The sequence below is a fragment of the Flavobacterium melibiosi genome (genome assembly GCF_048158545.1).
Classification (GTDB): domain Bacteria; phylum Bacteroidota; class Bacteroidia; order Flavobacteriales; family Flavobacteriaceae; genus Flavobacterium; species Flavobacterium melibiosi.
In genome coordinates this window covers 407,074-430,294 of record NZ_JBLNKU010000002.1, presented here as the reverse complement: position 1 = coordinate 430,294, position 23,221 = coordinate 407,074, and the positions used below count along the sequence as shown (strand labels likewise).

The window sequence follows — 23,221 nt, the reverse complement described above, 5'->3', positions numbered from 1 at the left end:
CGTTCGCTATAGCTCGGGTCCTTTTAAAAACAAATATTAGCTTCGTATGAAAGAAGAATTAGCCACTTGTAGTACTTGTATAAATGAAAATTGTTTTATCAAGAAACACATTCATTTAGAACAAATGAAGAATTACATTGACAGAAAGCGTAGTTTTACTTGTAAAAAAGCGCAGCAATTTATCATTGAAGGCGCCCCAATTCAAGGTTTGTACTTTATTTACAAAGGAAAAGTAAAGACGGTAAAAACAGGTATTAACGGAAGGGAACAAATCGTACGATTAACCAAAGATGGCGATACAGTTGGTTTTAGAGGTTTTGGTACCAGTAAGCGCTACCTCATTGGTGCTTATGCGCTGGAAGATACTATATTATGTAATTTCAGTAATGAAGATATGCTGGAAATACTTCATAATGTTCCTGAATTCACCTTTGATTTAATGTTGTTTTATGCGGAAGAACTGAATAAAAGTGAGAATAATATTCGCAAAATTGCACAGATGAATGTGAGGGAAAGAGTAATTGATACCTTATTATATATCCATAGAAAATTTGGACAGATCAATGGTGTAATAGAGCTTGATTTGTCCAGAAAAGAGATTGCTGATTTTGCCGGAACCACTGATGAGCAAGTGATACGGGTAATTTCAAGTTTAAAAAAAGAATTGCTCATTAAAACTGTCGGTAAGAAAATAGGGTTAGTTAATCCCGACAAATTAAGATCAGAAATTAAAGAACACAAATAGTTACACCAATAAATCGCTCCCTTTTTCTCTTCTTCCTTTTCCTTCCAATAGGTAGTCTCCTTTTGGAGAACATACAATCTTCCAGTTTTTTTATCCGAATAAAGAATCGATTTTTATTTTTTAAAAGCCGATTGACTTGATTTTTACCAGATAAATTTTTACTATACGTATTTTTCACTACGTGTTTGATACTGCTCAATCCTTGCTATTGCTGGTTTTGTTTCTGTTATATGCCAAAAAGCAGAAGTTAAACCACTTTAATCACGTTGTTTTCGGTATTAAAAAGTTGTTTCAGTCTGTTTTTTATATAGTATCTAAGTATTAGTACTTACGTAAATTTGCTTCATACTAATTAAAACATATGATTATGCAAAAGTTTAAAACCACATTATTAGGGACTCAAGATTTGAAAATGAGAAAAATTTCAACTGCAAATCTTTCAAAATCTATTTTCTTGGGAATAGCCTTAACATTTATAAGCCATAATGAGGCAAAAGCGCAATTAACCGTAACGGGACAAATCAGAGAAAGAACCGAACTTAGAGCAGGTCAAGGAACGTTACAAAAAGATGGAGATAAAGCAGGATTGTTTAACTCTCAAAGAGCACGATTAAATTTAGGATTCACAGGATATAGATTTAAAGTATTTATGGCATTGCAAGATGTGCGTGTTTGGGGGCAAGATGCTTCCTCTATAAACAGAACTACCACAGAAGCAAATAACGGTATCCTATTACACGAAGCTTGGGGAGAGATTATGTTAAATGATACTACTAGTACAATTCAAAATTTATCTATAAAGGCAGGACGTCAAGAAATCTCTTATGATGATCAAAAGGTATTAGGAGGTTTAGACTGGTTGCAACAAGGAAGAAGACATGATGCTGTTGTCTTTAAATTTGCAAACAAAGGATGGATTGCTGATGTTGGAGCCGCATTTAACCAAAACAAAGAGCTTAATACAGGTACAATTTATAATGGTGTTCCTACTGCTTATGGTGCTGGTACAAACGGAATTGGAACCATGTACAAATCGTTTCAGTATGCTTATATAGGAAAGAAATTTTCTTTTGGAGATGTCTCGTTTTTATTTTTTAAAGATGATTTTAATAAATATACCAATGTAACTTCGGGAACGCCAGCTGTAACGACTAAAGTATATGGAGAAGGAGTTTGGAGCCGCAATACTACAGGATTTTACTTCAACACTAATGTTACCAGAAAATTCAATCTTACAGGTAGTTTGTATCATCAAGGAGGAAAGGACAAAGATGGCAGATCTATAAGCGCTAATTTGGCTTCCATAACATCAACGTTACAAGTAGGAAGAAAATTATTTGTAGGTCCTGGAATTGATTATTTATCAGGAACAGATGGTACAAAAGCGGTAACAGCGACTTCTGAAAGCAATGTTTTTGATCCATTATACGGAACACCACACAAATTCTGGGGAGGAATGGATTATTTCTACGCAGCGAATGGTTTTGGAAAACAAGGATTGTTGAACTATTTCTTTAAAATGAAATACAATGCGAAAGATAACCTTACTTTCTTATTAGACATTCATGGTTTTGAATCTGCTAACACTTTGTCAAACGGAACGGGAGGAAAATTAGATTCTTATTTAGGTACCGAGGTTGACTTATTGGTAAGATACAATTTAACTAAAATGATCAATTTAGAAGCGGGTTATTCTTTTATGAAAGCAACCAATTCAATGGCTTCGGCAGCTGTTAAAAATGTTGCAACACCAGATCTTAGCCCACAATTTACTTATTTAATGGTAAATATCAAGCCTAATTTTTTAGCTAAAAAATAAATTAAAGAATTCAATCCTTAAAAATAATAAAATGAAAAATTCAAATAAACAAATAACAAAGGTTTTCAAAAGAGTGATGTTGGCCTTGCTAGTAGTATTGAGTTCGGCTTTTACAACAATAAGTGCTCAAAGTGATCCTGTAAGATTAGGATTTATTCCACTAACGGACTGTTCGCCAATCGTTATGGCAAAAGAACTAGGGTTATTCAAGAAATATGGTGTTGAAGTGGTTGTAACCAAAGAATCGTCTTGGGCGAATGTTCGTGACAAAATCTTAACAGGAGAATTAGACGGTGCACATTGTTTGTATTCTATGCCGTTTTCAGTATACACTGGAGTAGGTGGAAAAGCAGGGTCAGAAATGAAAATTGCCATGATGTTAAACGTAAACGGACAGGCCATTACACTTTCAAAAGATTTTTGTGGTAAAGTAGGATTTAAACAAATGAATAAAGTAACGCCAGTAGTTGCTGCCAAATTAAAAGCCGAAAAGGAAGTAACTTTTGCTATGACATTCCCTGGTGGAACGCACGATTTATGGTTGCGTAACTGGATGTCAGTTGCTGGTTTGAATCAAAAAGCAGTGAAAATTATTACTATTCCTCCTCCACAAATGGTGGCCAATATGAAAGTGGGAAACATGGATGGATTTTGCGTAGGAGAACCATGGGGAGGCGTTGCCGTAAAGCAAGGAATTGGATTTACACAAGTTGCTTCTCAAGATATTTGGAAAGATCATCCTGAAAAAGCTTTGGTGGTGAACAAAGATTTTAGTGCCAAACGTAAAGCAGATTTAGTAAAAGTAATGAAAGCGGTAATGGAAGCTTGTATCTGGTTAGACAATCCATCTAATCGTAAAAAAGCGGCTGCTGTTATTGGTAGAGCTCCTTATGTGAATGCTCCGGCTGATGTAATCGAAAACAGATTGATGGGAAATTATGATTTGGGTTGTAACCAAGGAACACAAGTTTATGCCAAAGATTATATGTTGTTTCATAAAGGCGGAATGGTAAACTTTCCTCGTAAATCACACGCAATATGGGCAATGGCACAGTTTGTACGATTTGGATATTTGAAAGAAGCGCCAAATTATGCTGCAATTGCTGATAAATTGATTTTAGATGATTTGTATAAAGAAGTAGCCGCAAGCATGAAAGTAAAAGTACCAAATGATGACATGAAACCATTTGCTCTTACTATGGATAAAACGGTTTTTGATCCATCAAACCCTGCAGCGTACTTAAAAGTTGTAAAAAGATAAATCCAAAATAGAATTACATTGTCTCTACACCCTCTCTTATAGGGAGGGTTGGGATGAGGCATTAGAAATACCTTAATTAAACTAAATTTTAGTACCATGTCTGATAAAAAAACACTAACCATTGATACACTAGATTCAGAAATCAATGTTTCAACAGAGACAAAAAAAAGTGTCACTGAAGAAAATTACAAACTCAAATTAGCATTAAATACGTTACTTGTAAAATCGAAATCATTGCTTTTGGCAGGTGTAGGTTTGTTCGTTTTTGGCGGATTCTGGAGTTTATTAAGTTATTATACAAAAGATGCACTACCTGGTCCAATAGCTACTTTAACTGTTTTGAAAGAAATGTTAAGTGATCCGTTTTATGATTATGGACCGAATGATAAAGGAATAGGATTACAATTATTCAGTTCGATAAAAACAGTATTGATGGGATTTTTGTTAGGTTCATTAATTGCTATTCCAATTGGAATTTTGATGGGAGCCAGTACCATTTGTAAACAAATTTTTTATCCAATTGTTCAGCTTTTAAAACCAGTTTCTCCTTTGGCTTGGTTTCCAATCGGTTTAGTTGTTTTTAAAGATACAGGAATGGCAACCATATTTATTGTTTTTATTACTTCTTTATGGTCTACGTTGATTAATACTTCTTTTGGTGTGGCATCGATTCCACAGGATCATAAAAATGTTGCCAAAGCATTTGGATTTTCTAAAATGAGATACCTGACTAAAATTTTAATTCCGTACAGTTTGCCTCACATCATTACAGGATTGCGTTTGAGTATCAGTGTAGCTTGGTTGGTAATTGTAGCGGGTGAAATGTTGTCTGGTGGAGCAGGTATTGGGTTCTTTGTTTGGGACAGCTGGAATGCATTAAGCTTGGAAAAAGTTATATCAGCCATTATCATCATTGGTATTGTAGGATTACTTTTTGACAGATTATTTACTTTCATCGAAAACAAAGTGGCTTATAAAGCTTAATAAAATTTAAAAAACACGACTATGAGTTATTTAGAAATAAAAGATTTGGAAATTTCGTTTCCAACTCCAAAAGGAAAATATGTTGCAGTTACAAATATTAATTTATCCATCAAAAAAGGAGAAATTATCTCTATCATTGGTCACTCCGGTTGTGGAAAATCAACCATCATGAATGCCATTGCCGGAATGCTTATTCCAACAGGAGGAACGGTTGAATTAGATGGAAAAACAATAAAAGGCCCAGGACCAGATAGAGGAATCGTTTTTCAAAACTACTCTCTTTTGCCTTGGATGTCAGTTCATGAAAATATTTTTCAAGCGGTAGATTCAGTAATGGATTGTTCTACGAAAGAAAAACATGAAATTGTGGATAATAACCTTAAAATGGTTAATTTATTGGAACATAGAGATAAATTACCGGGACAATTATCGGGTGGTATGAAACAAAGAGTAGCCATTGCGAGAGCTTTTTCTATTAACCCGGGAGTATTATTGTTGGATGAGCCTTTTGGTGCTTTGGATGCTTTAACCAAAGGTACTATGCAAATTGAAGTATTGAAATTATGGAACTTAAACAATAGAGATAAAACTATTGTTATGATTACACATGATATTGAAGAAGCATTGTTTTTGTCAGATCGAATTGTGGTATTAAATAATGGTCCCGCATCATCCATTAGGGAGATTGTAGAAGTTCATTTACCAAGACCTCGAAACAAAATTGAAATAGTAAAAATGCCTGAATATATTGAGCTAAGAGATAAATTATTACATTTATTAACGGATAAGTTCTCCATTGAAGATATGGATATGGTGTATAAAAGTTAGTTTTAGGTTTGTTTGTTTAGTTAATTTTAAGATTCCCTGAGATATTGAGCCATTTCAGGGATTTTTTATATAAACCCTAAATGCTAATTTTAAAAAATAAATCAATATGAATACTACAATTTTTGATTTTATAGGCGATCATGCCGGGGAGTGGAAAGTAACTTCAATGATTGCTTTGAAAGGAGAACCAATCGAGCCAGTTTCTCATATAAAAAAGATTTCAAGTTCTTTGGTTCCATCTAATAAAGGAATTTGGACCTTAAAAGGAATTGTGAGTAACCTTCGGTATACGGAGAAAGAGGATAAAGACAACTTGGTTGCTATTCAAGAAGATTTAGGCCGCTCAGAAGCTACTTTAGCTGCATTTATTCCCATCCGAAAATCGGAAGCATGGTGGAATTTAGCGCAAGATGAACGTAGAAAAATAATGGAAAATAAATCCCAACATACCCAAACAGGGATGAAATATTTGCCTGCAATTGCCAGGAAGTTATTTCATTCCAGAGATATTGGTGAGCCTTTCGATTTTTTAACTTGGTTTGAATACGCTCCAGCTGATGCCGCTGCTTTTGAAGAACTTTTAGAAGCACTTCGAAAAACAGAAGAATGGAGTTATGTGGATAGAGAAATTGATATTAGATTGGTCAGAATATGAACGATGATCATAGTGTTAAGATATGAATTGCTACGCTTATTAACCGATAAATTCTCTATTGAAGATATGGGTGTGGTGTATAAAAGTTGATTTAATTTAATTAAGAATCCCTGAGATATTGAGCCATTTCAGGGATTTTGTATAGCATTTAAATTCATATTTACGGAAATCCTTAGATAGTCATTGTATTTTTGAAAGTTAGAAGTACTACAGTGCTTCTATACTAACTATGTTTCTAATTTACAGTAATATGTTACTTTAACTTTGTCGTTCTGTAGATGTTACTTAATTCCTCAAAGATATCGGCCTAGCAGGAATTTAGTAGAATAAAATCCCTCTTTTTTATAAACCGATCTTAGTACCAATGATTTTTAGATAAATTGGGTTCGGCATAAGTTAAAATATTTCTTTCCTCATATTCTATTAGTTTTTGTCTAATTGGAATATAATTTAAGGACGCAGGAATTTCCAATACAAAATAATCATCATCAAATTTTTCTGAATCGCAACCTAAGGAATTAAATGTATCACGTAAATCATTTACAATAAAAGATTTATCATTAAGTATGACTTGTATGGTTGAATTTCCTGAATGCTCAATTGTTTCTCTATAAGTTAATTTATTTTCGGTTTTATCAAATTCTGCAAATACAATATCACTGCAAGAAACGGAAGCATAAAAAGGGATATTATCCAATTTGTATAATCCTTCTTCAGAGTTAATGACTGTTGCCCACAAAGTTTCAACGGTCCATTTATCTAAAATATTACTGAAAAACCTAAAAAGTATTTTTACATTATCATCTTTTTCTTTCATAATTTAAGTATAAGGTGTCAATTATATAAATACCACTATTTTAGATTACAAGCATTTATTGTCAAACTCAAATATACACTTAAATTAATTTCATTATTTCTCAAATGTAATTAAAAAATTAACCGCAAATTCACAGCTTTGAAATCTGTGAATTTGCGGTTAATTTTTGTAGCTTCTACACAAGGCGTAAAACCGTAATAGAAAGTGTTACGCCCGTGTATGAAGTAAAAACTTTCTAGAGGAATTGAAAGTTTTGCTACTCTTTTTTAAATGTTTGGTTATTGTGTGTATTAACAATTTTTTTAACCCAAATAACCCATTCAAAAAAGTATATTTTTATTTTTTACGTTCCATTTCTCTGGACAGCGTAGGTTGTTTTTCGTTCATAATTTTAGTTACGGTAAGATGCATCCAAACTAAACAGATTGCTGAGAATAGCAGGATAAATACCCAAGAGCTTGACCAAATTCCGGTTGCAGTCAATAAATAACTGAAGATAATTGGCCCAAAGAAACCTCCAAGACCACCTATCATACCTACCATTCCACCTACAACACCAACTTCTGTCGGGAAATATTCAGGAATGTGTTTGTAAACAGCTGCTTTCCCGATTCCCCAAGAAATACCGATCAGGATTACTAAAACTAAGTAGACCCACATATTTGCATCAAAATGGATTGCGGTAATTCCTTTAGCAACCAATTCTTTTTTCTTTACCTCTTGATTTTGGGTTACAACAACTTGTTGCCAAGAATTACGAGTTGGGAAAATAGAGCTTTCCATAGGTTTTTCCACCTTTTTAGCGATAGGAAAATCTTTATCTCCAATTTTTACATTAGTATCTGAAACGGCTGTAATAGTTCCTTTTTTTGTAGCCATTACACCAGGACCTGTTGTAGTAATATCCATTTTTGGAATCATCAATAAAGCACTTAATACCACTGAAGATCCTAATACCCAATACATCACTTTTCGCGCTCCGAATTTATCGGATAAATAACCACCAAAAGCACGAATCACTCCAGAAGGTAAGCTGAACATGGTGGCAAATAATCCTCCCATGACAAGACTGGTTTGATATACATTCATGAAGTTAGGTAACAACCATTGTGAGTACGCTACAAAACATCCAAATACCAAGAAATAATAGGCTCCAAATCTCCAAACTCTTACACTTTTTAATGATTGTAACATTTGAGAAACTGTTTTTGTTTGATTCTCTATTTTTTTGTTTTTTGCAAAAACCAAGAAGACAACACCAATAGCTACTAAAGCTGCACCATAAATTACGGGTAATAATTTCCAGCCATTTTGAGGGTCTTCAATTGAAAAATGATTCAATAATGAGGGTGCAAGAAATGTAGTTATCGCTGCTCCTGCATTTCCCATTCCAAAAATCCCTAATGCTCTACCTTGCCATTCTTTTGGATACCAAATGGATGTATAGCCAATACCAACGGCAAAACTTGTTCCTACCATACCAAATAAAAAGCTTAGAAGGGCAAACATGAAAAAACTATCAGCTAAAGGAAGTAGAAATAAAGGAATAGAACAGAGAAGCAGTAATATGGAGAATACATATTTCCCACCAAATTTATCAGTTAAAATACCGATTGGTAAACGCATAATAGAACCTGTTAGAATTGGAATTCCAAGAAGCCAGCCCACTTGGACAACACTCCATTTAAAAATGCCGTTATCTACTAGGAATGTTACTAAAACACCATTTAAAGTCCAACATGCAAAACATACAGTAAATGCAAGTGTATTTAAAACCAAAATTTTATGGGATTGGGATAAAGAGTTTGAATTTTTCATAATACTTATATTTTTTTTACAAATGTAAGTACTAAAACTTAGTAAAAACCTGCGTTTTCGCAGTTTAAGCAAAATAATTAAGTATTTATACTTAATTTATATTAATATACGTAGTTTTTAAGGTCTTGGAAAGATTCTTTTTAAAAAAAAGGATTATAATAAAGAATATTCAGTTGCTTTATTAGAAAGTTCCATAAGGTTTTTTACTTTCAATTTTTTCATCAAATTAAAACGGTGAACCTCTGCCGTACGCTTACTGATATCTAAAGCTTCTGCAATTTCTTTATTCCCTTTTCCGGATAGTAAAAGTTTAAGAATTTCTTTTTCTCTTTTGGTTATCATCATTTCCTCGTCTAATGTTTGTTTTGTTTCCATTACCCCAGACGGATTACTAAGTTGACCAATTAATATAGATGAGATGTCGCCACTGAAATATTTTCCACCATTAGCAATGGTATGGACTGCTTTAAGAAATTCTTCTTTGCTAGAACCTTTAAGTAAGTATCCATCGGCTCCGGCTTTGATTGATTTTAATACGTACTCTTCTGATTCATGCATAGAAAGCATAACAATTTTTATCATATTGTTTTGATTTCTTAGTTTTTCTACTACTTCAATACCGGTCATATTTGGCATACGAATATCTAAAATCAGTAAGTCAGGTTTAACGGCTTCTACCATTTTCAGGGCTTCTAGACCATCCATAGCTTCGCCTGCAACTTCTATGTTGACTTCATTTTCTAATAATGATTTGATACCATCTCTTACAAATACATGATCATCTGCCAGAACAACTCGAATAGTACTACTCATAACTTACTTAATTTTGAAACTTGATTATTACGTATATTAACCTAAAAATTAAGGCTAAGATACGTATTCTAATGAAATTATTTTATTTGGATTGTAAAAAGAGTAAATTTTGTAAATTTTCTAAGATTATATAGGAATATTGAAAGTAATTCGGGTCCCCTCACTTGGAATCGAGTTGATGAAAACCCGACCATTAATATATTGAATCCTTTCTTTCATGAAAAGTAATCCCATTCCGGACTCACTATTTCTCTTTTTCTCGGCAGTAGTAATATCAAATCCTTTTCCGTTATCGTCAATTGTAATACTCAAAATAGAATTACTATGAGATAATTGTACAATTATATGTGAAGATTCGGCATATTTAAGAGCATTGTTAATGGCTTCTTGGGTCAGTCGATAGATATTAATTTCAATTAAAGAATCCAATCGTTTATCAAAATGGGTCTTGTTATAAAAAAGAATATTCTTTCCTGTCAATTTTGATAATTCCTGAGTCAGTTTTGCAATAGAGGAAACAATGCCATGATCGCTCAATTCCGGAGGCATTAAGTTGAATGTGGCGGTGCGAACTCCTTTTATAATGTCAAGCGATAATTTTTTCAGATATTCTATTTTTTGGGCAGCTTTTTCTTTATCATCCAGATTGATGCTTTCCAAACTAAATTTTAAACCGGTAAGCATTTGCCCAATTCCATCGTGAATTTCTCTGGCAATCCTGTTTTGTTCGTTTTCCTGATTTTCGACAATCTTACTCGAAATAATCTTTTGCTGATTGATTTTATCGGTTACATTTTCGGTATTCAATCGTTCAACCTCCTGTTCCGCTTTCTTACGCTCGGTAATATCAAAACAGATAATCAATAATTCAGATTCTTCTTTTTTTATGGTTACAGGAACCATTGATAAGTCGAGCCAGAGCGATTCTCCGTCTCTATTGGTAATATTGAGTTCTCCTTGCCAACCACTTCGTTGTTTTTCGGCAAGAATCCTGTCAATTACGATTTGCTCTTTTTCTATTGGAGTCAAAACCTGAGAAAAGGTCTTGTCAGAAATAAATGGGTTGTATTGCAGTAGTTTTGAGAATTTTTCGCCAATATGAATCACGGTGCCATCAGGGGCAACGCGGCAATAGAGCAACGTATTCTCCATGGCATAATTGAGTGATTTTAATTCTTTAACAGAATTTTCTTTTATTTCACTAATTATTTCGGTGTTATAAGCGAGTTTTAATGCCTTTTTTTCGGAAGATAACAGTTTAGAAATAAGTTTTTCTACTTTTTGATTTGTCGGTTTAAAGATGAACAAGAATTCCAGTAATAAAACAAATAGCGTAAACACTAAAATTGCATATTCCGTTTTACTTTGCAGCGTCACTTTTTCTAGCGCCTCTTTGTCGTATTCATCAACAATTTGGTTCATTTTAGAAAGAAAAACTACTTGGTTTTCAAGAATAGCTTGTACTAATTTTTGATTTTCGGATTCTTTTGTATTTAGTTTTTTATTTTCTAAAAAAAGGGTTGTAGCATTAACGATACTGTCAAAATTAGGTTTGATTGCCTTAAATAATACCGAAAGGGTTTTGCTTTTTTCTTTTGGAAAACCAAGGCTGTCATTTCCTTTTTCTAAATTAAAATGGGTAGTTTTCCAAAGCGAAAGCGTTTCGTCGATGCTTGTGATTTCCTCATTTTTTTTGGCAGTATCCGCTACGAAATTTAAAATTAAAACCTCTTTCGTCAATTTCTGGCTCAGCATTCTTTGTTTTCCCGAAATATTGATTATTCGGGAATCACTCAGTTGGCTGTTAAGGTTGTATTGTATCAACAACTGGCTTAACAACACTGTAATGGCAATAGTTAATAAGGCGAAAAGATACAATCGCCTTAAGTTTTTAAATGAAATAGTATCGATAGATGATCCTTTGGCGCTTTTTGTCATAACGAAATCAGATTACAGTTCAAGAGACTCTTTGATCAATTCAAGATTCGCAGCACTGTAATTGATTTTTAAGGCTTCCTGCTGTCCTTTTTCAGACATTTTAAGCCAAGTTTTCAGAATGATATTTTTCATTTTTTCCCTGTCGTGTTTGTGTACAAAAGGGTCTAGGTAGTATTCTAGAAAGACTAAGCAAATTACATCTTCTAAAAGTTGTGTTTCCTCGTCTTTTTTAAGTAATTTTTTTTCAATCAGAAAAGAAACTCTGGCGATAAATTCCTCACTGTACCCCGCTTTTTCTAAAATAACAGCGGTTGTTTTGGCGTGAAATTTTTTCAAATCTTCGCGCCATTTTAAATAACCCACACGATCCATAGGGTAGGATTCCCGTGCTATTTTCCATCGGCAAATGTGTTGTGCTTTAGAGGCAATTTGAACTGATTCTGAAGCATTTGGATGAAAATCCATCAGTCTTTTATACATTCGATTCGAATATAATAATTCCTTTGGATAGGTTATAGATTGGTATGTTTCGTGGTTTGGATCTTGAGCATTCTCTGCATCAATCCATGTACTTGCGTTCTGGAATGGTGTTGTTGTCATTTGAAATGTTTAAAATCAAAGATACGTAATTATTCCAAAAAGCCAACGAATACTTCATCTTCTACAATTTTTACAGGATAGGTAGCAATTTTTAAATCATCACCATTCAGATTCGAACCATCTACAAGAGAAAATGTTTTCTTGTGCATAGGACAAGCTATTTTAGGAATATCATCAGCAGAACCAATCATTCCTCTTGAAAGCACCATTTCCATTTTATGAGGGCATAGGTTTTGACAGGCGTACCATTCGTTTCTGCGGTCAAATTTTATAATGGCAATCTGTTTGTTTTTGTATTTGATACAACCACCACCATTACTAGGAAAATCAGATGTTTTCCCTGCCTTGAACCATATTTTTACATCGTTTAGAGAAACGGTTTCGTATTGATTTAGAATATTTTCCATTTGAATAATCTTTTAATTTTTCCTCATCTCAACCCTCTCTTTTAGAGAGGGAATCGAGAGTGGAAAGAGTTAATTAGTTGTATATAATGTAGTAGTTGTTTTTATTTAAAAACGGTTGATTACCAAGATTTCGGCATTTTTTGATCTCTTATTGGTACAAATTCAATATTGTCGTCTCTCTCGTCAGAATTGGTGAAATGTCTAAAACGTTTTTGTAATTCAGGATTTTCAATAACTTGAGTCCATTCACATTCGTATGAATCAACCAATCCTTGCATTTCGACATCCAATGCATTAGCTATTCCCAAGCTATCTTCGATTACTACTTGTTTCAAGTAATCTAGTCCACCTTCCAGTTTTTCTAGCCAAGTAGAAGTTCGTACTAATGGTCCTGCTGTACGGATATAAAACATCAAGAAGCGATCTAAGTATTTCAAACAAGTTTCTTTGTCAACTTGTTCCGCAAATAAAACAGCGTGTTTTGGATTTGCTCCTCCATTACCACTGATATATAGATTCCAGCCTCCATCTACGGCAATAACTCCAAAATCTTTTCCTCTGGCTTCGGCGCATTCCCTGATACAACCAGAAACTCCACCTTTGATTTTATGAGGTGAACGCAATCCTTTGTATCTATTTTCTAATTCAATGGCAAAAGTGGTACTATCATCCATTCCATAACGACACCAAGTGTTCCCTACGCAGCTTTTTACGGTACGTAATGATTTACCATAAGCATGTCCACTTTCAAAACCACTGTCGATAAGTATTTTCCAAATTTCAGGCAAATCGTTTAATTCGGCACCAAATAAGTCGATACGTTGTCCTCCTGTGATTTTGGTATATAGATTGTATTTTAGGGCTACTTGACCTAATACGATTAGTTTTTCGGCTGAAATTTCCCCACCTGTAACTCTAGGCACGACAGAATAAGTACCGTTACGTTGAATATTAGCCAAGAATCTGTCATTTGAATCCTGTTCGACGACATGTTTGTTGGCAGTATCATTATATATACTGGAGAATATGGAAGATAAAACCGGTTTACAAACCTCGCATCCATCTCCTTTTCCAACAGTACCCAACACCTCATTGTGATTGGTAAATTTGTTGATTTTTACGATATCATATAGTTCTTGTCTGCTATAAGCAAAATGCTCGCAAACCACATCTTTGACTTCTTTTCCTAATGATTTTTGGGTTTCTTTTACTAAATCTACAACCATTGGTTTACATCCACCACAACCCGTTGTTGCTTTGGTCAATTTCACTACGTCTGAAAGAGTTTCGCAAGTACCGTCTGTAATAGAACAGCAAATACTTCCTTTGGTAACATTTTCACAAGAACAAATTACGGCAGTGTCCGGCAAGTCCATTGCACTTCCCATAGTAGAACTTTCTCCTCCTCTTGAACCCAAAATCAAATCTTCCGGATTTTTAGGCAATTTCATGGCGTTGCTATAAATTTGGAACAATCCATTATAATCGCTTGAATCACCTACTAAAATTCCACCTAAAAGTGTTTTTCCGTCTTTGGTAACATTGATTCTTTTATAAATTCCACTGAATTTATTTTCGTAAACAATGGCGGTTACCTCCTCATTTTCTATAAAAGGATCACCAAAACTCGCAACTTCAACACCAATTAATTTTAATTGTGTAGACATATCGATGGTTTCCCTCATCGTTTTTGCCCCTTTCAGGATTTGTTCAGCGGCTACATCGGCCATTTCGTATCCAGGAGCTACAAGACCATAAATCATATGATTGTAAAGTGCTACTTCTCCGATCGCATAGATATAAGGATCAGAAGATTGCATCTTGTTGTTTACTACAATTCCTCCTCGTACTCCTACTTCAAGTCCGGAAACTCTTCCTAGTTCGTCGCGAGGTTTAATCCCTGCAGAAATTACCAACATATCTACTTTTAGGAGTTTTTCTCCTTCAAACATCATTCCTGTTATAGTATCTTCACCAGCAATATATTGTGTTGATTTGTTAAGGTGAATGCTAATGTTGAGTTCCTCAATTTTTGATTGCAACATATCACTTGCCCCTTTATCAAGCTGTCTTGGCATCAATCGAGGAGCAAATTCCACTACATGTGGATTTAACCCTAAATCATATACCGCTTTAGCAGCTTCTAATCCTAATAATCCACCGCCAAGGACGGCAGCTTCTGTAGCACCATTTTGCTTTATTTTCTTGGCGTAAGCCATAATTGCATCCAGATCTTCGATGGTTCTGTATACAAAAACCCCTTCTTTATCTACACCTTCAATAGGCGGTACAAAAGCAGCTGAACCTGTAGCTAAAACTAAGTAGTCGTATGTATGTATTTTTTCTAAATGGGTATGTATTGTTTTTTGCTCTCTATTAATATCAGTGATTAATTCAGAGGTATTTAGGATTATGTTGTTTTCTTCATACCAATTTGATGTTGATAATGATAAGTCGTCAGCGCTTTTACCCGCAAAGTATTCACTCAAGTGAACTCTATCGTATGCGCGTCTTGGTTCCTCTCCAAATACGGTGATTTGATATTCTTCTTGTCCTGATTTTGCAATGAATTTTTCACAAAATTTGTAACCTACCATGCCGTTTCCGACTACTATTACTTTAATCATAATCTCATTAATTAAGTATTATTAGGCAAATATAAGTATTAATACTTAATTTAGATACTTAATTGTGTGTTTTTGAAATTAATTAGTAATTATTCGAAAAAGGGTGTTTTAAATAGGGTATTTATAATTAAATACCACTTTTGTTGAAATAAATATTTTGTATTTGGGGGTCTAATGGTATTGAAACAAAAAAAGCTCCCAAAAAGTGTCTGGGAGCCTTGTGTTAATTTAAAACGGTGTACTTATGTTTTAAAATCTTTATTTATGAAATTACTTAGATTGATAGTATTTTTTTCTTAACCAAAAAGCCACATTTACTAAAATTATCAAAGCCGGAACTTCGACTAATGGACCAATAACTCCTGCAAATGCCTGTCCGCTATTGATACCGAAAACTCCAATGGAAACTGCAATTGCCAATTCGAAATTATTTCCCGATGCAGTGAATGAAAGTGCTACAGCATCTCTATAATTGGCTCCGATTTTTTTTGAAACAAAAAACATCAGGAAAAACATAATGGTAAAGAAAATGACAAGCGGAATGGCAATTCGAATTACATCCAGTGGCAAATCAACAATCATTTCCCCTTTTAAACTGAACATGACTACGATTGTAAAAAGCAAAGCAATCAACGTAATTGGAGAAACGAAAGGAATAAACTTTTGATTGAACCATTTGTCACCAATGTATTTCTTGATGGCATAGCGGCTAATTACTGCCAATGCAAATGGAATTCCTAAATAAATTCCAACTGTTGTAGCAATTTGGGCAACCGTAATATTTAATTCCAAACTTTTTATTCCGAATAATGGCAACATGATTTCCAGATAAAAATAGGCATATAAACCGAAAAAGAAAACTTGAAGTAAACTATTAATTCCGATTAACCCAGCCGTTAATTCTCTATTTCCCTCGGCTAATTCATTCCAAACAATTACCATCGCAATGCAAGGTGCAATCCCAATTATGATTAAACCGGTCATGTATTCCGGATAATCTTTCAAAAAGAATGTTGCCAATAAAAACATTAAAAACGGACCAACAATCCAGGTTATTAAAAAAGAGGCGGTGAGTAATTTTGGCTTTTCAAACATTAAAGAAATTTTTGAAAAATCAATTTTAGTCAATGGCGGATACATCATTACTATTAATCCAATTGCCAAAGGAATATTTGTTGTTCCGCTTGAAAAAGAATTGATAAAACCGCTACTGGAAGGTATGAAGTATCCAATGGAAACGCCAATTATCATTGCCAGAAATATCCAAAGGGTAAGGTAACTATCGAGAAAGTTTAATCTTTTTTTAGAGGCCATTATTATGATTTTATTTGGGAGAATACATAGCACATTTCAGTTGCAATTTGCAAACTGCGTTCCTGATATTTTTCTGCTTGTTGTGGTGTGTTGTCAAATGCTTTTGGATCTTCAAATGTTATAGGAATACGCATTTCAGCACCTGCAATAAAGGGGCAACCTCCATCTGCTTGTGAGCAAGTCAATATGGCTGCAAACTCACTTTGTGGGTTAAAATCGTCATCATAAGTTTTGGAAAAACCAATAATTGGATGTTCATTGTCGGAATATTTTATGGCATAAATTGGATTATTCCCTACTGCAATGGTTTTAATTTTAAAACCTGATTGTTCTAGTGTTTTGGCAGCCATAGGAAATAAAGCCGTTGCTTCGGTACCTCCAGAATAACAAAATACATTTTTTATATTGAAATGAGCTGCTGCTGTTTGTGCCCAAACTTGCGATAAATGGCTTCTTCTGGAATTGTGAGTGCAAATCAAGTTCAGCCTAACTTCTTGTTGGTTAGTAACTTTGTGTTGAATAAAATCAATAAGCGGTTGCAAAATAATTTTGCGTTCTGCTGCGATGGTTTCAAAATCAAAAGCATGGATTGTTTTTTCGATTTCTGGAAATAGGATGGTTTTTGTTAAAGACATTTTATAGTTTTAAAAAATTAGCAACAGCCTCCTCCAGGAGTACAACAGCTTGATTGCGTAGGGATTTCGGATAATTTTACTTTTTGTTTTTCTGCAGGAATGCCACATTGATCTTGTGCTAAACAAGCGGTTTGTTTGTTTAAAAGAGTGAATGCTGTTCCGTTGAACCCAATGTCGTATTTTCCAATAGTTTCGGCTTGGAATTCAACTTCAACCTCATAATCTTCGATTCCTAATACTTTTTCTGAAAGTGCGATGATGTCCAAAAGTTTTTGTGGTTTTAGGCGGTGTTCGAAGTCATTGGCATCCCATAATTGGAAATTTACTACGGTTTCTTTTCGAACTTTTCCACCGCAATCAATAAAGTTTTTGGTAATTAAACCCACTTCGGTTACGTGAAAATGTTCTGGAACAAAGGTTCCGTTTGGCAATACAAAAGCAACGTTGTCTAGCGTGCTCAACTGTTTTTTAATTTCTGATAATTTCATGATTCTAGTGATTTAAAAATTAACAACATTGATTTTTCTTATTTTCTAAATAGGTATTAATGTGCTGAAAAAAGCCTTTTATTTTATTAAAACCTTCTTCGTTGAGGCAATAACAAATGGCATTTCCTTCAAAATTGCCTTTTATAAGTCCGGCATTTTTTAGTTCTTTCAAGTGTTGCGAAACGGTAGGTTGTGCCAAAGGAAGTTCATTTACGATATCACCGCATACACAACTGTTTACTTTTATGAGATGCTCTATTATAGCAATTCGGGCAGGATGACCTATGGCTTTCGCCAATGTTGCCAATTCGTTTTGCTCGTCTGTGAAATGTTCTGATTTAGTAATTCCCATCGTTATATATTTATATTGCAATATTACGATATGGATAAATAAAAACCAAATTTGGAATACTAATTTTTCTTTAAATTTTAATTGGCGCTCTGGTTTGCTAAAGACAATAGTAGTTTGATAAGCATTTTGAAGTTTATGCTTGTAAAGGAAATGGTTTTCAGGTAAAATTTAAAATGTATTCGATACTAAGACTTCCATAGGAATAGTCGTAAAAGATGCTTTTAGTTTTTGTAAATCGTCCAATTCACATCCATTTCGATAGAAAATCAATCAATTCTTCTCTCAATTCTTTAAATATTTTTTCAAAAACAGCGATACCTTCTCGGTGCTTTTTATGGTCAGAAAATTTTTCATGATCAATACTATTAGGATTGTCACGTGCTGCTGCTTCCAGATACAATTCATGACTTTTAATATCATGGGTTAAGATGTCAATCTGTTCCTTTTGAATGACTAGCAGATTATTAAAATGATCGGCTAAGGAGCGTACCTCATTAGAAGTGTTTTTCTTTGCCACTTCCATAATTCGGTTATCCATAATTTTAAGTTCATCTTTATAAAAGGAAAGTTTATTTAACCACGCTTTGTGTTCTTCGTGTAATTGATAAATTGTTTTTTTAGTTTCCATTTTTATTTTTTTTAATAGTTTGCAATTAATTGAATCGGAGTTATTTTTAGTAGAAATTTTAAAAAGTAAAAGATTTGATAAAATTTATTTCAAAATATTAAAGTTCAAATAAATCTTTTGGAATAGCATGAAATCCTACTGATTTTACTTTGTTTTCAATATCATTGATCAATACCATTTTGGAGGTATGAACCGTGAATTCTCGTGGAAATATTTCAGCATTCAAAAGCACATCTTTTATTCCGTCTAATTTCAATACGTTGGCTTTAATTTCGATTAAATCCACTTCTTCTATAGCATTTGTTCCAAAAATTTGACCATGATTTCCTGGAATTACATTGTCTTTTAGTGCGCTCATGTTTTTATTTTTTTTAAATTAAGAATCTAGTTTGGATGTATTTAAATAAATATTTAAGTAGCTTAAAGTTAGTGATTTATGTTTTATTAATGTGAAAAATAGAATAGAAAAATATCACTTTTTGGATTTTAGATTGAATGTTTGTTTACAGCATATTTTAGTAAATCTACGGGTTCTAATAGTCATTTTATATTTGAAAAATAAAACAGCTTCTTGTGCAGAATAACTTTGTCTTTGTAACTTTGAAATTTAATGCTGTCCAACTGCATAATGGGATATTTTTTTTATACTTATAAGATACATTTTCGTTTAAAAATGATTAATTTAGTGTGTTGTAAATCAATTAAATAAGTGTAAGATGAATAATAAAAATGATAAATTAAATTTTGATAAAAGAAAACCAGGTAAAAAAGATAAAAATAAATTACCGGATTCTCTTTTGTATCCTCCAAGCGAAGATATTTATAGCCAATTTAAAAAAGAATCGGATATAGATCCGGAAGATATTTCTAAAAATAAAGTGCCAGTTGAAATAAATAATGTGACAGAATTGAATCAAAAAGATTTTAACGAAGATGTCTCTGGTGGAGATTTAGACATTCCCGGGTCAGAATTAGATGACGAAGGGGAAAAATCTGGGAATGAAGATGAAGAAAACAATCATTACAGTATAGGTGGTGATAATCACAGCAATTTAGACGAGAATACAGGAGATAAGAGTTAAATAAAGTCCAAAGTAAATAATTTCTGTTTGTTGACGGCTGACTTAATGCGTTTATCTATAGTATTTAAACCTGTAATTTTAGATTCATTTCAATGATAATCGTATTGACCATGTCTTTGAATAAATACAATCAAAAACGTAATTTTAATTCCACCGCGGAACCCGAAGGTGAAATTAAAAAATCATCAACTGAATTGATTTTCGTGGTGCAAAAACATGCCGCATCCCATTTGCATTACGATTTCCGATTGGAATTAGATGGCGTATTAAAAAGTTGGGCCATACCCAAAGGGCCATCGATGAATCCTGCAGATAAAAGACTGGCAATCATGGTGGAAGATCATCCTTACGATTACAAAGATTTTGAAGGTACTATTCCCGAAGGAAATTATGGTGCGGGAAATGTTATCGTCTGGGATAATGGAACCTACACTTTAGCTGATGCAGAAGATAGAGACGATGTTGAAAATAAATTAAAATCCGATTTACAAGAAGGACATCTTGGTTTTATCCTAAATGGAAAAAAACTCAAAGGCGAATTTGCATTGGTAAAACTAAAAACGAAACAGGAAAACACCTGGCTTTTGATAAAGAAAAAAGATCAATATGCGAGCGATGATGATGTTTTGAAACAAGATAAATCCGTAATTTCCAATCTGACTTTAGAAAGTTTAGAAAAATAATTTTAATGAACGGTTTGTAGTTTTAAATACAATCGATACATTTCGTTTTCCAGTTTTTTAATTTCAGCTTGCCAATGGTTGATATCATTTTCAATCAGGCTAATATCCTCATCTCTTTCGTCTATGGATCTTAATATTTTAAACTCTTTCGCATTCGCTAATTTAATTTTATTCTCCTCTAAATTGGTTTTGTTATAAACGAGTATTTTCTTGATTTCTAAAAGTCTATTATTTATAGAGTCTTTTTTTTCGTTTGAAAGCCTTTCGGATTCAATTTTTTCTTGGATGGCAAGTTGTATTTTTTGCTCGTCAATCTCTTTTTGCTGAAGTTCAAGTTGTTGGTTGCGAAATTCAGTTTGGTTATTTTTTTGTTCTAATTCACTACTTCTGTTTTCTTGATAGGTATCGAAAATGAGTGTCCCAATGATTAAAGCTAAAATTCCGGAAGCTAAAAAAAAGATATTTTTATCTAAGCCCAAAATAGTTTGACTGGCTATTTTTTTCTCCGCTGTTGGTAAAGGGGGGATGTTTTTTAGAGGCGGTGGCACTACGGTCAAAATACTTTTTAATTCGTCTATATCACCGGCATATTTCCATTCGTCCATACCTTCGAACCATACCAAAGTTGTTTTTGTAATTTTTTTAGCTTTTAATTCTTCCAGGACAAATGGGCCGCTGTTTTCAGTGCCGTTATGGATGTAATAGGTTTTCATTTATTATATTTAATGGAGTGCTTATTTATTGTTAATCAAATTAATTATTACTTTAACCATCATGTTTTTGTCATCAGATTTGGATTCGGCAATCATCAATGTTAGTGCTACTAGTGCATTGTCATCAATAACTTTTCTTGTTTCGTGATACAATAATCCATTACGATCTAGGAACCAAACAAAGAGAAAAGCTGCAATTCTTTTATTACCATCCGAAAAGGAATGATTTTTAGTGACAAAATACAATAAATGTGCCGCTTTTTCTTGTACTGAGGGATATAAATCTATTCCGTCAAATGTTTGATAAATTGTTTCTAAAGAGCTTTTAAAAGAATCATCTTTTTCATTGCCAAACAAATTAGAGCCACCAAATTTAGTCTTTAATCCTGTAATAGCTTTCATAGCTTCTGGATAAGATATTTTGAAAACTTCTTTCGTATCGGTTGCTGCTATTTTTAATGTTTGATGGTCATATTGATCTAAAATATCCAATGCAAAGGTATAGTCGCTCAGCACTTTTAGTAACCCTTGCGCTTCATCACCAGTTACTATTTTAGTTTTTACGATGTTGTCCAGTAAATGTACCGCTTGTTTTAATTCTTGAAACTTACTCTCAGTTTCTTGCAACCGTTTTTCATTGATGGCGTACCCTTTGACTAAATAGTCTTTTAAACGTTGTGTTGCCCATTGACGAAACTGTGTTCCTTGTTTAGATTTTACACGATAACCAACAGATATAATAACATCGAGGTTATAGAAATCAACTTGATATGTTTTACCGTCAGTTGCAGTTGTCGCAAATTTTGCGACAACTGATTCTTTATCCAATTCCCCTTCATTAAATACATTATTAACATGTTTACCTATGGTTTTGATATCCCTATCAAATAAAACCGCGATTTGCTCTCTGTTTAGCCAAACAGTTTCGTTATCAAGACTTACTTGAAGTTCTACCTTGTTGTCTGAAGATTTATATATTTCTATCTGATTATTCATTAAGCTGTGGTTTTAAATCCAAGTATTATGCTCATTATGTCGCTAATTAATCATTTTCGTTCAACTATTTTGTAGGCAATTAGCCGAATAGTGGTTCTTGATTTTGGTTTTACACGGTAATAAAAACAAAAATAACAAAAGGACTTTGTTTATAGAATAAAGAATCAAAGAAATATTTTAGATTTTATGGTGTGAAGTAAGAGGAAATCAGACGCAATAGACTTTAGGTTTTAATGAAAAAATAAGGCAATTACAATTTCCAGTGCAATTAATATGATGACAACCCACTCTAAACGGGAACTTTCTCGTACGTTGAGTACATCCGTAAACAGCGTAAGATTGTTTTCTACAATTTGCAGGCGGTAATCGAGGTCTTTAAAACGGGTATTGATATCAAAATTAGCTTTTAGGTGGCGATTGAGTAAGTTGAGTTCCTCATTATCCCAAACCAAATTCGGATCATCAAGAATATATAAATTATCTACAATACTGTTTTTTACATTCAGGACTTTACCAATGTATTTGAGCAAATTGGTTTTAGAGATACTGAGTTTTCCTCGTTGTTCTAATTCCAGAATGTAGTGTTTTGAAGAGGTAATGAGTTCGTCGGTCAATACTTCGTAATATTCCAGTGCAACAGATTGGGCAATATTGAGCATAACGATTCGCATGAGGGAGGAATCTATTTGGGAAACGGTCACATAATTGTTTTTTACAATGACCTTTTGTAGTGTTTCGTCAGTTTCAATGCGGTATTCTTCTGATAAATTCAAATCGACCAAAGTAGTGGCATAATTTTTTATAAAGTTTACGAATTCACTTTTGGCAACTGTATCATAATTGGCAAAGACCACAACACCATAATCAAAAACATATAAATAATGCTCGTTTTCTTCCAATGCATAAAACACTTCGGAAGTGGAACCCGAATGTGCTTCGGCACGAAAATCGGCACGAAATTTTTTCATATTGAAAGATTCCGCAATTTGAACAGCTTCGATTCTGATTTCCATAATCA

Annotated in this window: 24 protein-coding genes; 8 read left to right on the top strand and 16 right to left on the bottom strand. The window is 33.4% G+C overall.

The annotated features are described in order from the left end of the window. Positions 1-46: 46 nt before the first annotated feature. From ACM55F_RS03865 to ACM55F_RS03840, 6 genes are all read left to right on the top strand, one after another. Positions 47-745, top strand: a complete 699-nt coding sequence (locus ACM55F_RS03865) for a Crp/Fnr family transcriptional regulator (RefSeq protein WP_416852387.1) — start codon at positions 47-49, stop codon at positions 743-745. A gap of 367 nt (positions 746-1,112) precedes the next feature. After that, positions 1,113-2,564 carry a hypothetical protein gene (locus tag ACM55F_RS03860; RefSeq protein WP_416852386.1) on the top strand — a complete coding sequence of 484 codons (1,452 nt, stop codon included), beginning with the start codon at positions 1,113-1,115 and terminating at the stop codon, positions 2,562-2,564. A 31-nt stretch (positions 2,565-2,595) separates the two neighbouring features. Further along, positions 2,596-3,825: a CmpA/NrtA family ABC transporter substrate-binding protein gene (locus ACM55F_RS03855; RefSeq protein WP_416852385.1), complete on the top strand. Its 1,230-nt coding sequence runs from the start codon at positions 2,596-2,598 to the stop codon at positions 3,823-3,825. A gap of 96 nt (positions 3,826-3,921) precedes the next feature. Beyond that, positions 3,922-4,809, top strand: a complete 888-nt coding sequence (gene ntrB / locus ACM55F_RS03850) for a nitrate ABC transporter permease (protein WP_416852384.1) — start codon at positions 3,922-3,924, stop codon at positions 4,807-4,809. Positions 4,810-4,830: 21 nt separating this feature from the next. Continuing rightward, a complete protein-coding gene (locus ACM55F_RS03845) occupies positions 4,831-5,637 on the top strand; it encodes an ABC transporter ATP-binding protein (RefSeq protein WP_416852383.1) in 807 nt (268 codons plus the stop codon). Positions 5,638-5,743: 106 nt separating this feature from the next. Next, a complete protein-coding gene (locus tag ACM55F_RS03840) occupies positions 5,744-6,292 on the top strand; it encodes a chlorite dismutase family protein (protein ID WP_416852382.1) in 549 nt (182 codons plus the stop codon). A 355-nt stretch (positions 6,293-6,647) separates the two neighbouring features. Here the strand turns inward: ACM55F_RS03840 and ACM55F_RS03835 are convergent, their stop codons facing one another. The 13 genes from ACM55F_RS03835 to ACM55F_RS03775 all read right to left on the bottom strand — a co-directional run bounded on the left by ACM55F_RS03835 (position 6,648) and on the right by ACM55F_RS03775 (position 19,087). Then, positions 6,648-7,109, bottom strand: coding sequence for a DUF4265 domain-containing protein (locus ACM55F_RS03835; RefSeq protein WP_416852381.1), 462 nt, complete (start codon positions 7,107-7,109; stop codon positions 6,648-6,650). Positions 7,110-7,445: 336 nt separating this feature from the next. Then, complete coding sequence (locus tag ACM55F_RS03830; protein WP_416852380.1) at positions 7,446-8,927, bottom strand: MFS transporter; 1,482 nt, start codon at positions 8,925-8,927, stop codon at positions 7,446-7,448. Positions 8,928-9,080: 153 nt separating this feature from the next. Continuing rightward, positions 9,081-9,740, bottom strand: coding sequence for a response regulator (locus ACM55F_RS03825; protein ID WP_416852379.1), 660 nt, complete (start codon positions 9,738-9,740; stop codon positions 9,081-9,083). Positions 9,741-9,866: 126 nt separating this feature from the next. Then, entirely contained in the window at positions 9,867-11,678 is a 1,812-nt protein-coding gene (locus tag ACM55F_RS03820; RefSeq protein WP_416852378.1) for a sensor histidine kinase, read from the bottom strand. 12 nt (positions 11,679-11,690) lie between these two features. Then, positions 11,691-12,278, bottom strand: a complete 588-nt coding sequence (locus ACM55F_RS03815; protein ID WP_416850563.1) for a DUF4202 domain-containing protein — start codon at positions 12,276-12,278, stop codon at positions 11,691-11,693. A 29-nt stretch (positions 12,279-12,307) separates the two neighbouring features. Further along, on the bottom strand, positions 12,308-12,685 hold the full coding sequence (gene nirD / locus ACM55F_RS03810; RefSeq protein WP_416852377.1) for a nitrite reductase small subunit NirD: 378 nt from the start codon (positions 12,683-12,685) through the stop codon (positions 12,308-12,310). Between the two features lie 119 nt (positions 12,686-12,804). After that, positions 12,805-15,312, bottom strand: coding sequence for a nitrite reductase large subunit NirB (gene nirB, locus ACM55F_RS03805; RefSeq protein ID WP_416852376.1), 2,508 nt, complete (start codon positions 15,310-15,312; stop codon positions 12,805-12,807). A 270-nt stretch (positions 15,313-15,582) separates the two neighbouring features. Beyond that, positions 15,583-16,626: an ACR3 family arsenite efflux transporter gene (gene arsB / locus ACM55F_RS03800; protein ID WP_416852375.1), complete on the bottom strand. Its 1,044-nt coding sequence runs from the start codon at positions 16,624-16,626 to the stop codon at positions 15,583-15,585. 2 nt (positions 16,627-16,628) lie between these two features. Next, a complete protein-coding gene (locus ACM55F_RS03795) occupies positions 16,629-17,261 on the bottom strand; it encodes an arsenate-mycothiol transferase ArsC (protein ID WP_416852374.1) in 633 nt (210 codons plus the stop codon). Between the two features lie 17 nt (positions 17,262-17,278). Continuing rightward, the gene (locus tag ACM55F_RS03790) at positions 17,279-17,749 is read right to left on the bottom strand and encodes a DUF6428 family protein (RefSeq protein ID WP_416852373.1); all 471 of its coding nucleotides are present in this window, start codon (positions 17,747-17,749) and stop codon (positions 17,279-17,281) included. A 19-nt stretch (positions 17,750-17,768) separates the two neighbouring features. Continuing rightward, a complete protein-coding gene (locus ACM55F_RS03785; RefSeq protein ID WP_143388120.1) occupies positions 17,769-18,101 on the bottom strand; it encodes an ArsR/SmtB family transcription factor in 333 nt (110 codons plus the stop codon). A 244-nt stretch (positions 18,102-18,345) separates the two neighbouring features. Continuing rightward, a complete protein-coding gene (locus tag ACM55F_RS03780) occupies positions 18,346-18,729 on the bottom strand; it encodes a hypothetical protein (RefSeq protein ID WP_416852372.1) in 384 nt (127 codons plus the stop codon). Positions 18,730-18,826: 97 nt separating this feature from the next. Next, positions 18,827-19,087 carry a heavy-metal-associated domain-containing protein gene (locus ACM55F_RS03775; RefSeq protein WP_416835581.1) on the bottom strand — a complete coding sequence of 87 codons (261 nt, stop codon included), beginning with the start codon at positions 19,085-19,087 and terminating at the stop codon, positions 18,827-18,829. Positions 19,088-19,445: 358 nt separating this feature from the next. Here ACM55F_RS03775 and ACM55F_RS03770 point away from each other — a divergent pair, with 358 nt between their 5' ends. After that, positions 19,446-19,811, top strand: a complete 366-nt coding sequence (locus tag ACM55F_RS03770; RefSeq protein ID WP_416852371.1) for a hypothetical protein — start codon at positions 19,446-19,448, stop codon at positions 19,809-19,811. A gap of 92 nt (positions 19,812-19,903) precedes the next feature. After that, the gene (locus ACM55F_RS03765) at positions 19,904-20,494 is read left to right on the top strand and encodes a DNA polymerase ligase N-terminal domain-containing protein (protein WP_416852370.1); all 591 of its coding nucleotides are present in this window, start codon (positions 19,904-19,906) and stop codon (positions 20,492-20,494) included. A gap of 2 nt (positions 20,495-20,496) precedes the next feature. Here ACM55F_RS03765 and ACM55F_RS03760 read toward each other — a convergent pair whose 3' ends face one another. From ACM55F_RS03760 to ACM55F_RS03750, 3 genes are all read right to left on the bottom strand, one after another. Continuing rightward, the gene (locus tag ACM55F_RS03760; protein WP_416852369.1) at positions 20,497-21,207 is read right to left on the bottom strand and encodes a GYF domain-containing protein; all 711 of its coding nucleotides are present in this window, start codon (positions 21,205-21,207) and stop codon (positions 20,497-20,499) included. 21 nt (positions 21,208-21,228) lie between these two features. Further along, the gene (gene rhuM, locus ACM55F_RS03755; RefSeq protein WP_416852368.1) at positions 21,229-22,203 is read right to left on the bottom strand and encodes a RhuM family protein; all 975 of its coding nucleotides are present in this window, start codon (positions 22,201-22,203) and stop codon (positions 21,229-21,231) included. Between the two features lie 230 nt (positions 22,204-22,433). Then, positions 22,434-23,216, bottom strand: coding sequence for an RMD1 family protein (locus ACM55F_RS03750; RefSeq protein WP_416852367.1), 783 nt, complete (start codon positions 23,214-23,216; stop codon positions 22,434-22,436). Positions 23,217-23,221: the final 5 nt, after the last annotated feature.

Coding starts and splice junctions, on each gene's coding strand:
- ACM55F_RS03760 (WP_416852369.1), bottom strand. CDS start 21,207: ATGAAAACCTATTACATCCATAACGGCACTGAAAACAGCGGCCCATTT.
- arsB (WP_416852375.1), bottom strand. CDS start 16,626: ATGGCCTCTAAAAAAAGATTAAACTTTCTCGATAGTTACCTTACCCTT.
- ACM55F_RS03840 (WP_416852382.1), top strand. CDS start 5,744: ATGAATACTACAATTTTTGATTTTATAGGCGATCATGCCGGGGAGTGG.
- rhuM (WP_416852368.1), bottom strand. CDS start 22,203: ATGAATAATCAGATAGAAATATATAAATCTTCAGACAACAAGGTAGAA.
- ACM55F_RS03795 (WP_416852374.1), bottom strand. CDS start 17,261: ATGTCTTTAACAAAAACCATCCTATTTCCAGAAATCGAAAAAACAATC.
- ACM55F_RS03855 (WP_416852385.1), top strand. CDS start 2,596: ATGAAAAATTCAAATAAACAAATAACAAAGGTTTTCAAAAGAGTGATG.
- ACM55F_RS03790 (WP_416852373.1), bottom strand. CDS start 17,749: ATGAAATTATCAGAAATTAAAAAACAGTTGAGCACGCTAGACAACGTT.
- ntrB (WP_416852384.1), top strand. CDS start 3,922: ATGTCTGATAAAAAAACACTAACCATTGATACACTAGATTCAGAAATC.
- ACM55F_RS03835 (WP_416852381.1), bottom strand. CDS start 7,109: ATGAAAGAAAAAGATGATAATGTAAAAATACTTTTTAGGTTTTTCAGT.
- nirD (WP_416852377.1), bottom strand. CDS start 12,685: ATGGAAAATATTCTAAATCAATACGAAACCGTTTCTCTAAACGATGTA.
- ACM55F_RS03820 (WP_416852378.1), bottom strand. CDS start 11,678: ATGACAAAAAGCGCCAAAGGATCATCTATCGATACTATTTCATTTAAA.
- ACM55F_RS03825 (WP_416852379.1), bottom strand. CDS start 9,740: ATGAGTAGTACTATTCGAGTTGTTCTGGCAGATGATCATGTATTTGTA.
- ACM55F_RS03845 (WP_416852383.1), top strand. CDS start 4,831: ATGAGTTATTTAGAAATAAAAGATTTGGAAATTTCGTTTCCAACTCCA.
- ACM55F_RS03785 (WP_143388120.1), bottom strand. CDS start 18,101: ATGGGAATTACTAAATCAGAACATTTCACAGACGAGCAAAACGAATTG.
- ACM55F_RS03860 (WP_416852386.1), top strand. CDS start 1,113: ATGCAAAAGTTTAAAACCACATTATTAGGGACTCAAGATTTGAAAATG.
- ACM55F_RS03780 (WP_416852372.1), bottom strand. CDS start 18,729: ATGGAAACTAAAAAAACAATTTATCAATTACACGAAGAACACAAAGCG.
- ACM55F_RS03775 (WP_416835581.1), bottom strand. CDS start 19,087: ATGAGCGCACTAAAAGACAATGTAATTCCAGGAAATCATGGTCAAATT.
- nirB (WP_416852376.1), bottom strand. CDS start 15,312: ATGATTAAAGTAATAGTAGTCGGAAACGGCATGGTAGGTTACAAATTT.
- ACM55F_RS03815 (WP_416850563.1), bottom strand. CDS start 12,278: ATGACAACAACACCATTCCAGAACGCAAGTACATGGATTGATGCAGAG.
- ACM55F_RS03865 (WP_416852387.1), top strand. CDS start 47: ATGAAAGAAGAATTAGCCACTTGTAGTACTTGTATAAATGAAAATTGT.
- ACM55F_RS03765 (WP_416852370.1), top strand. CDS start 19,904: ATGATAATCGTATTGACCATGTCTTTGAATAAATACAATCAAAAACGT.
- ACM55F_RS03830 (WP_416852380.1), bottom strand. CDS start 8,927: ATGAAAAATTCAAACTCTTTATCCCAATCCCATAAAATTTTGGTTTTA.
- ACM55F_RS03750 (WP_416852367.1), bottom strand. CDS start 23,216: ATGGAAATCAGAATCGAAGCTGTTCAAATTGCGGAATCTTTCAATATG.
- ACM55F_RS03770 (WP_416852371.1), top strand. CDS start 19,446: ATGAATAATAAAAATGATAAATTAAATTTTGATAAAAGAAAACCAGGT.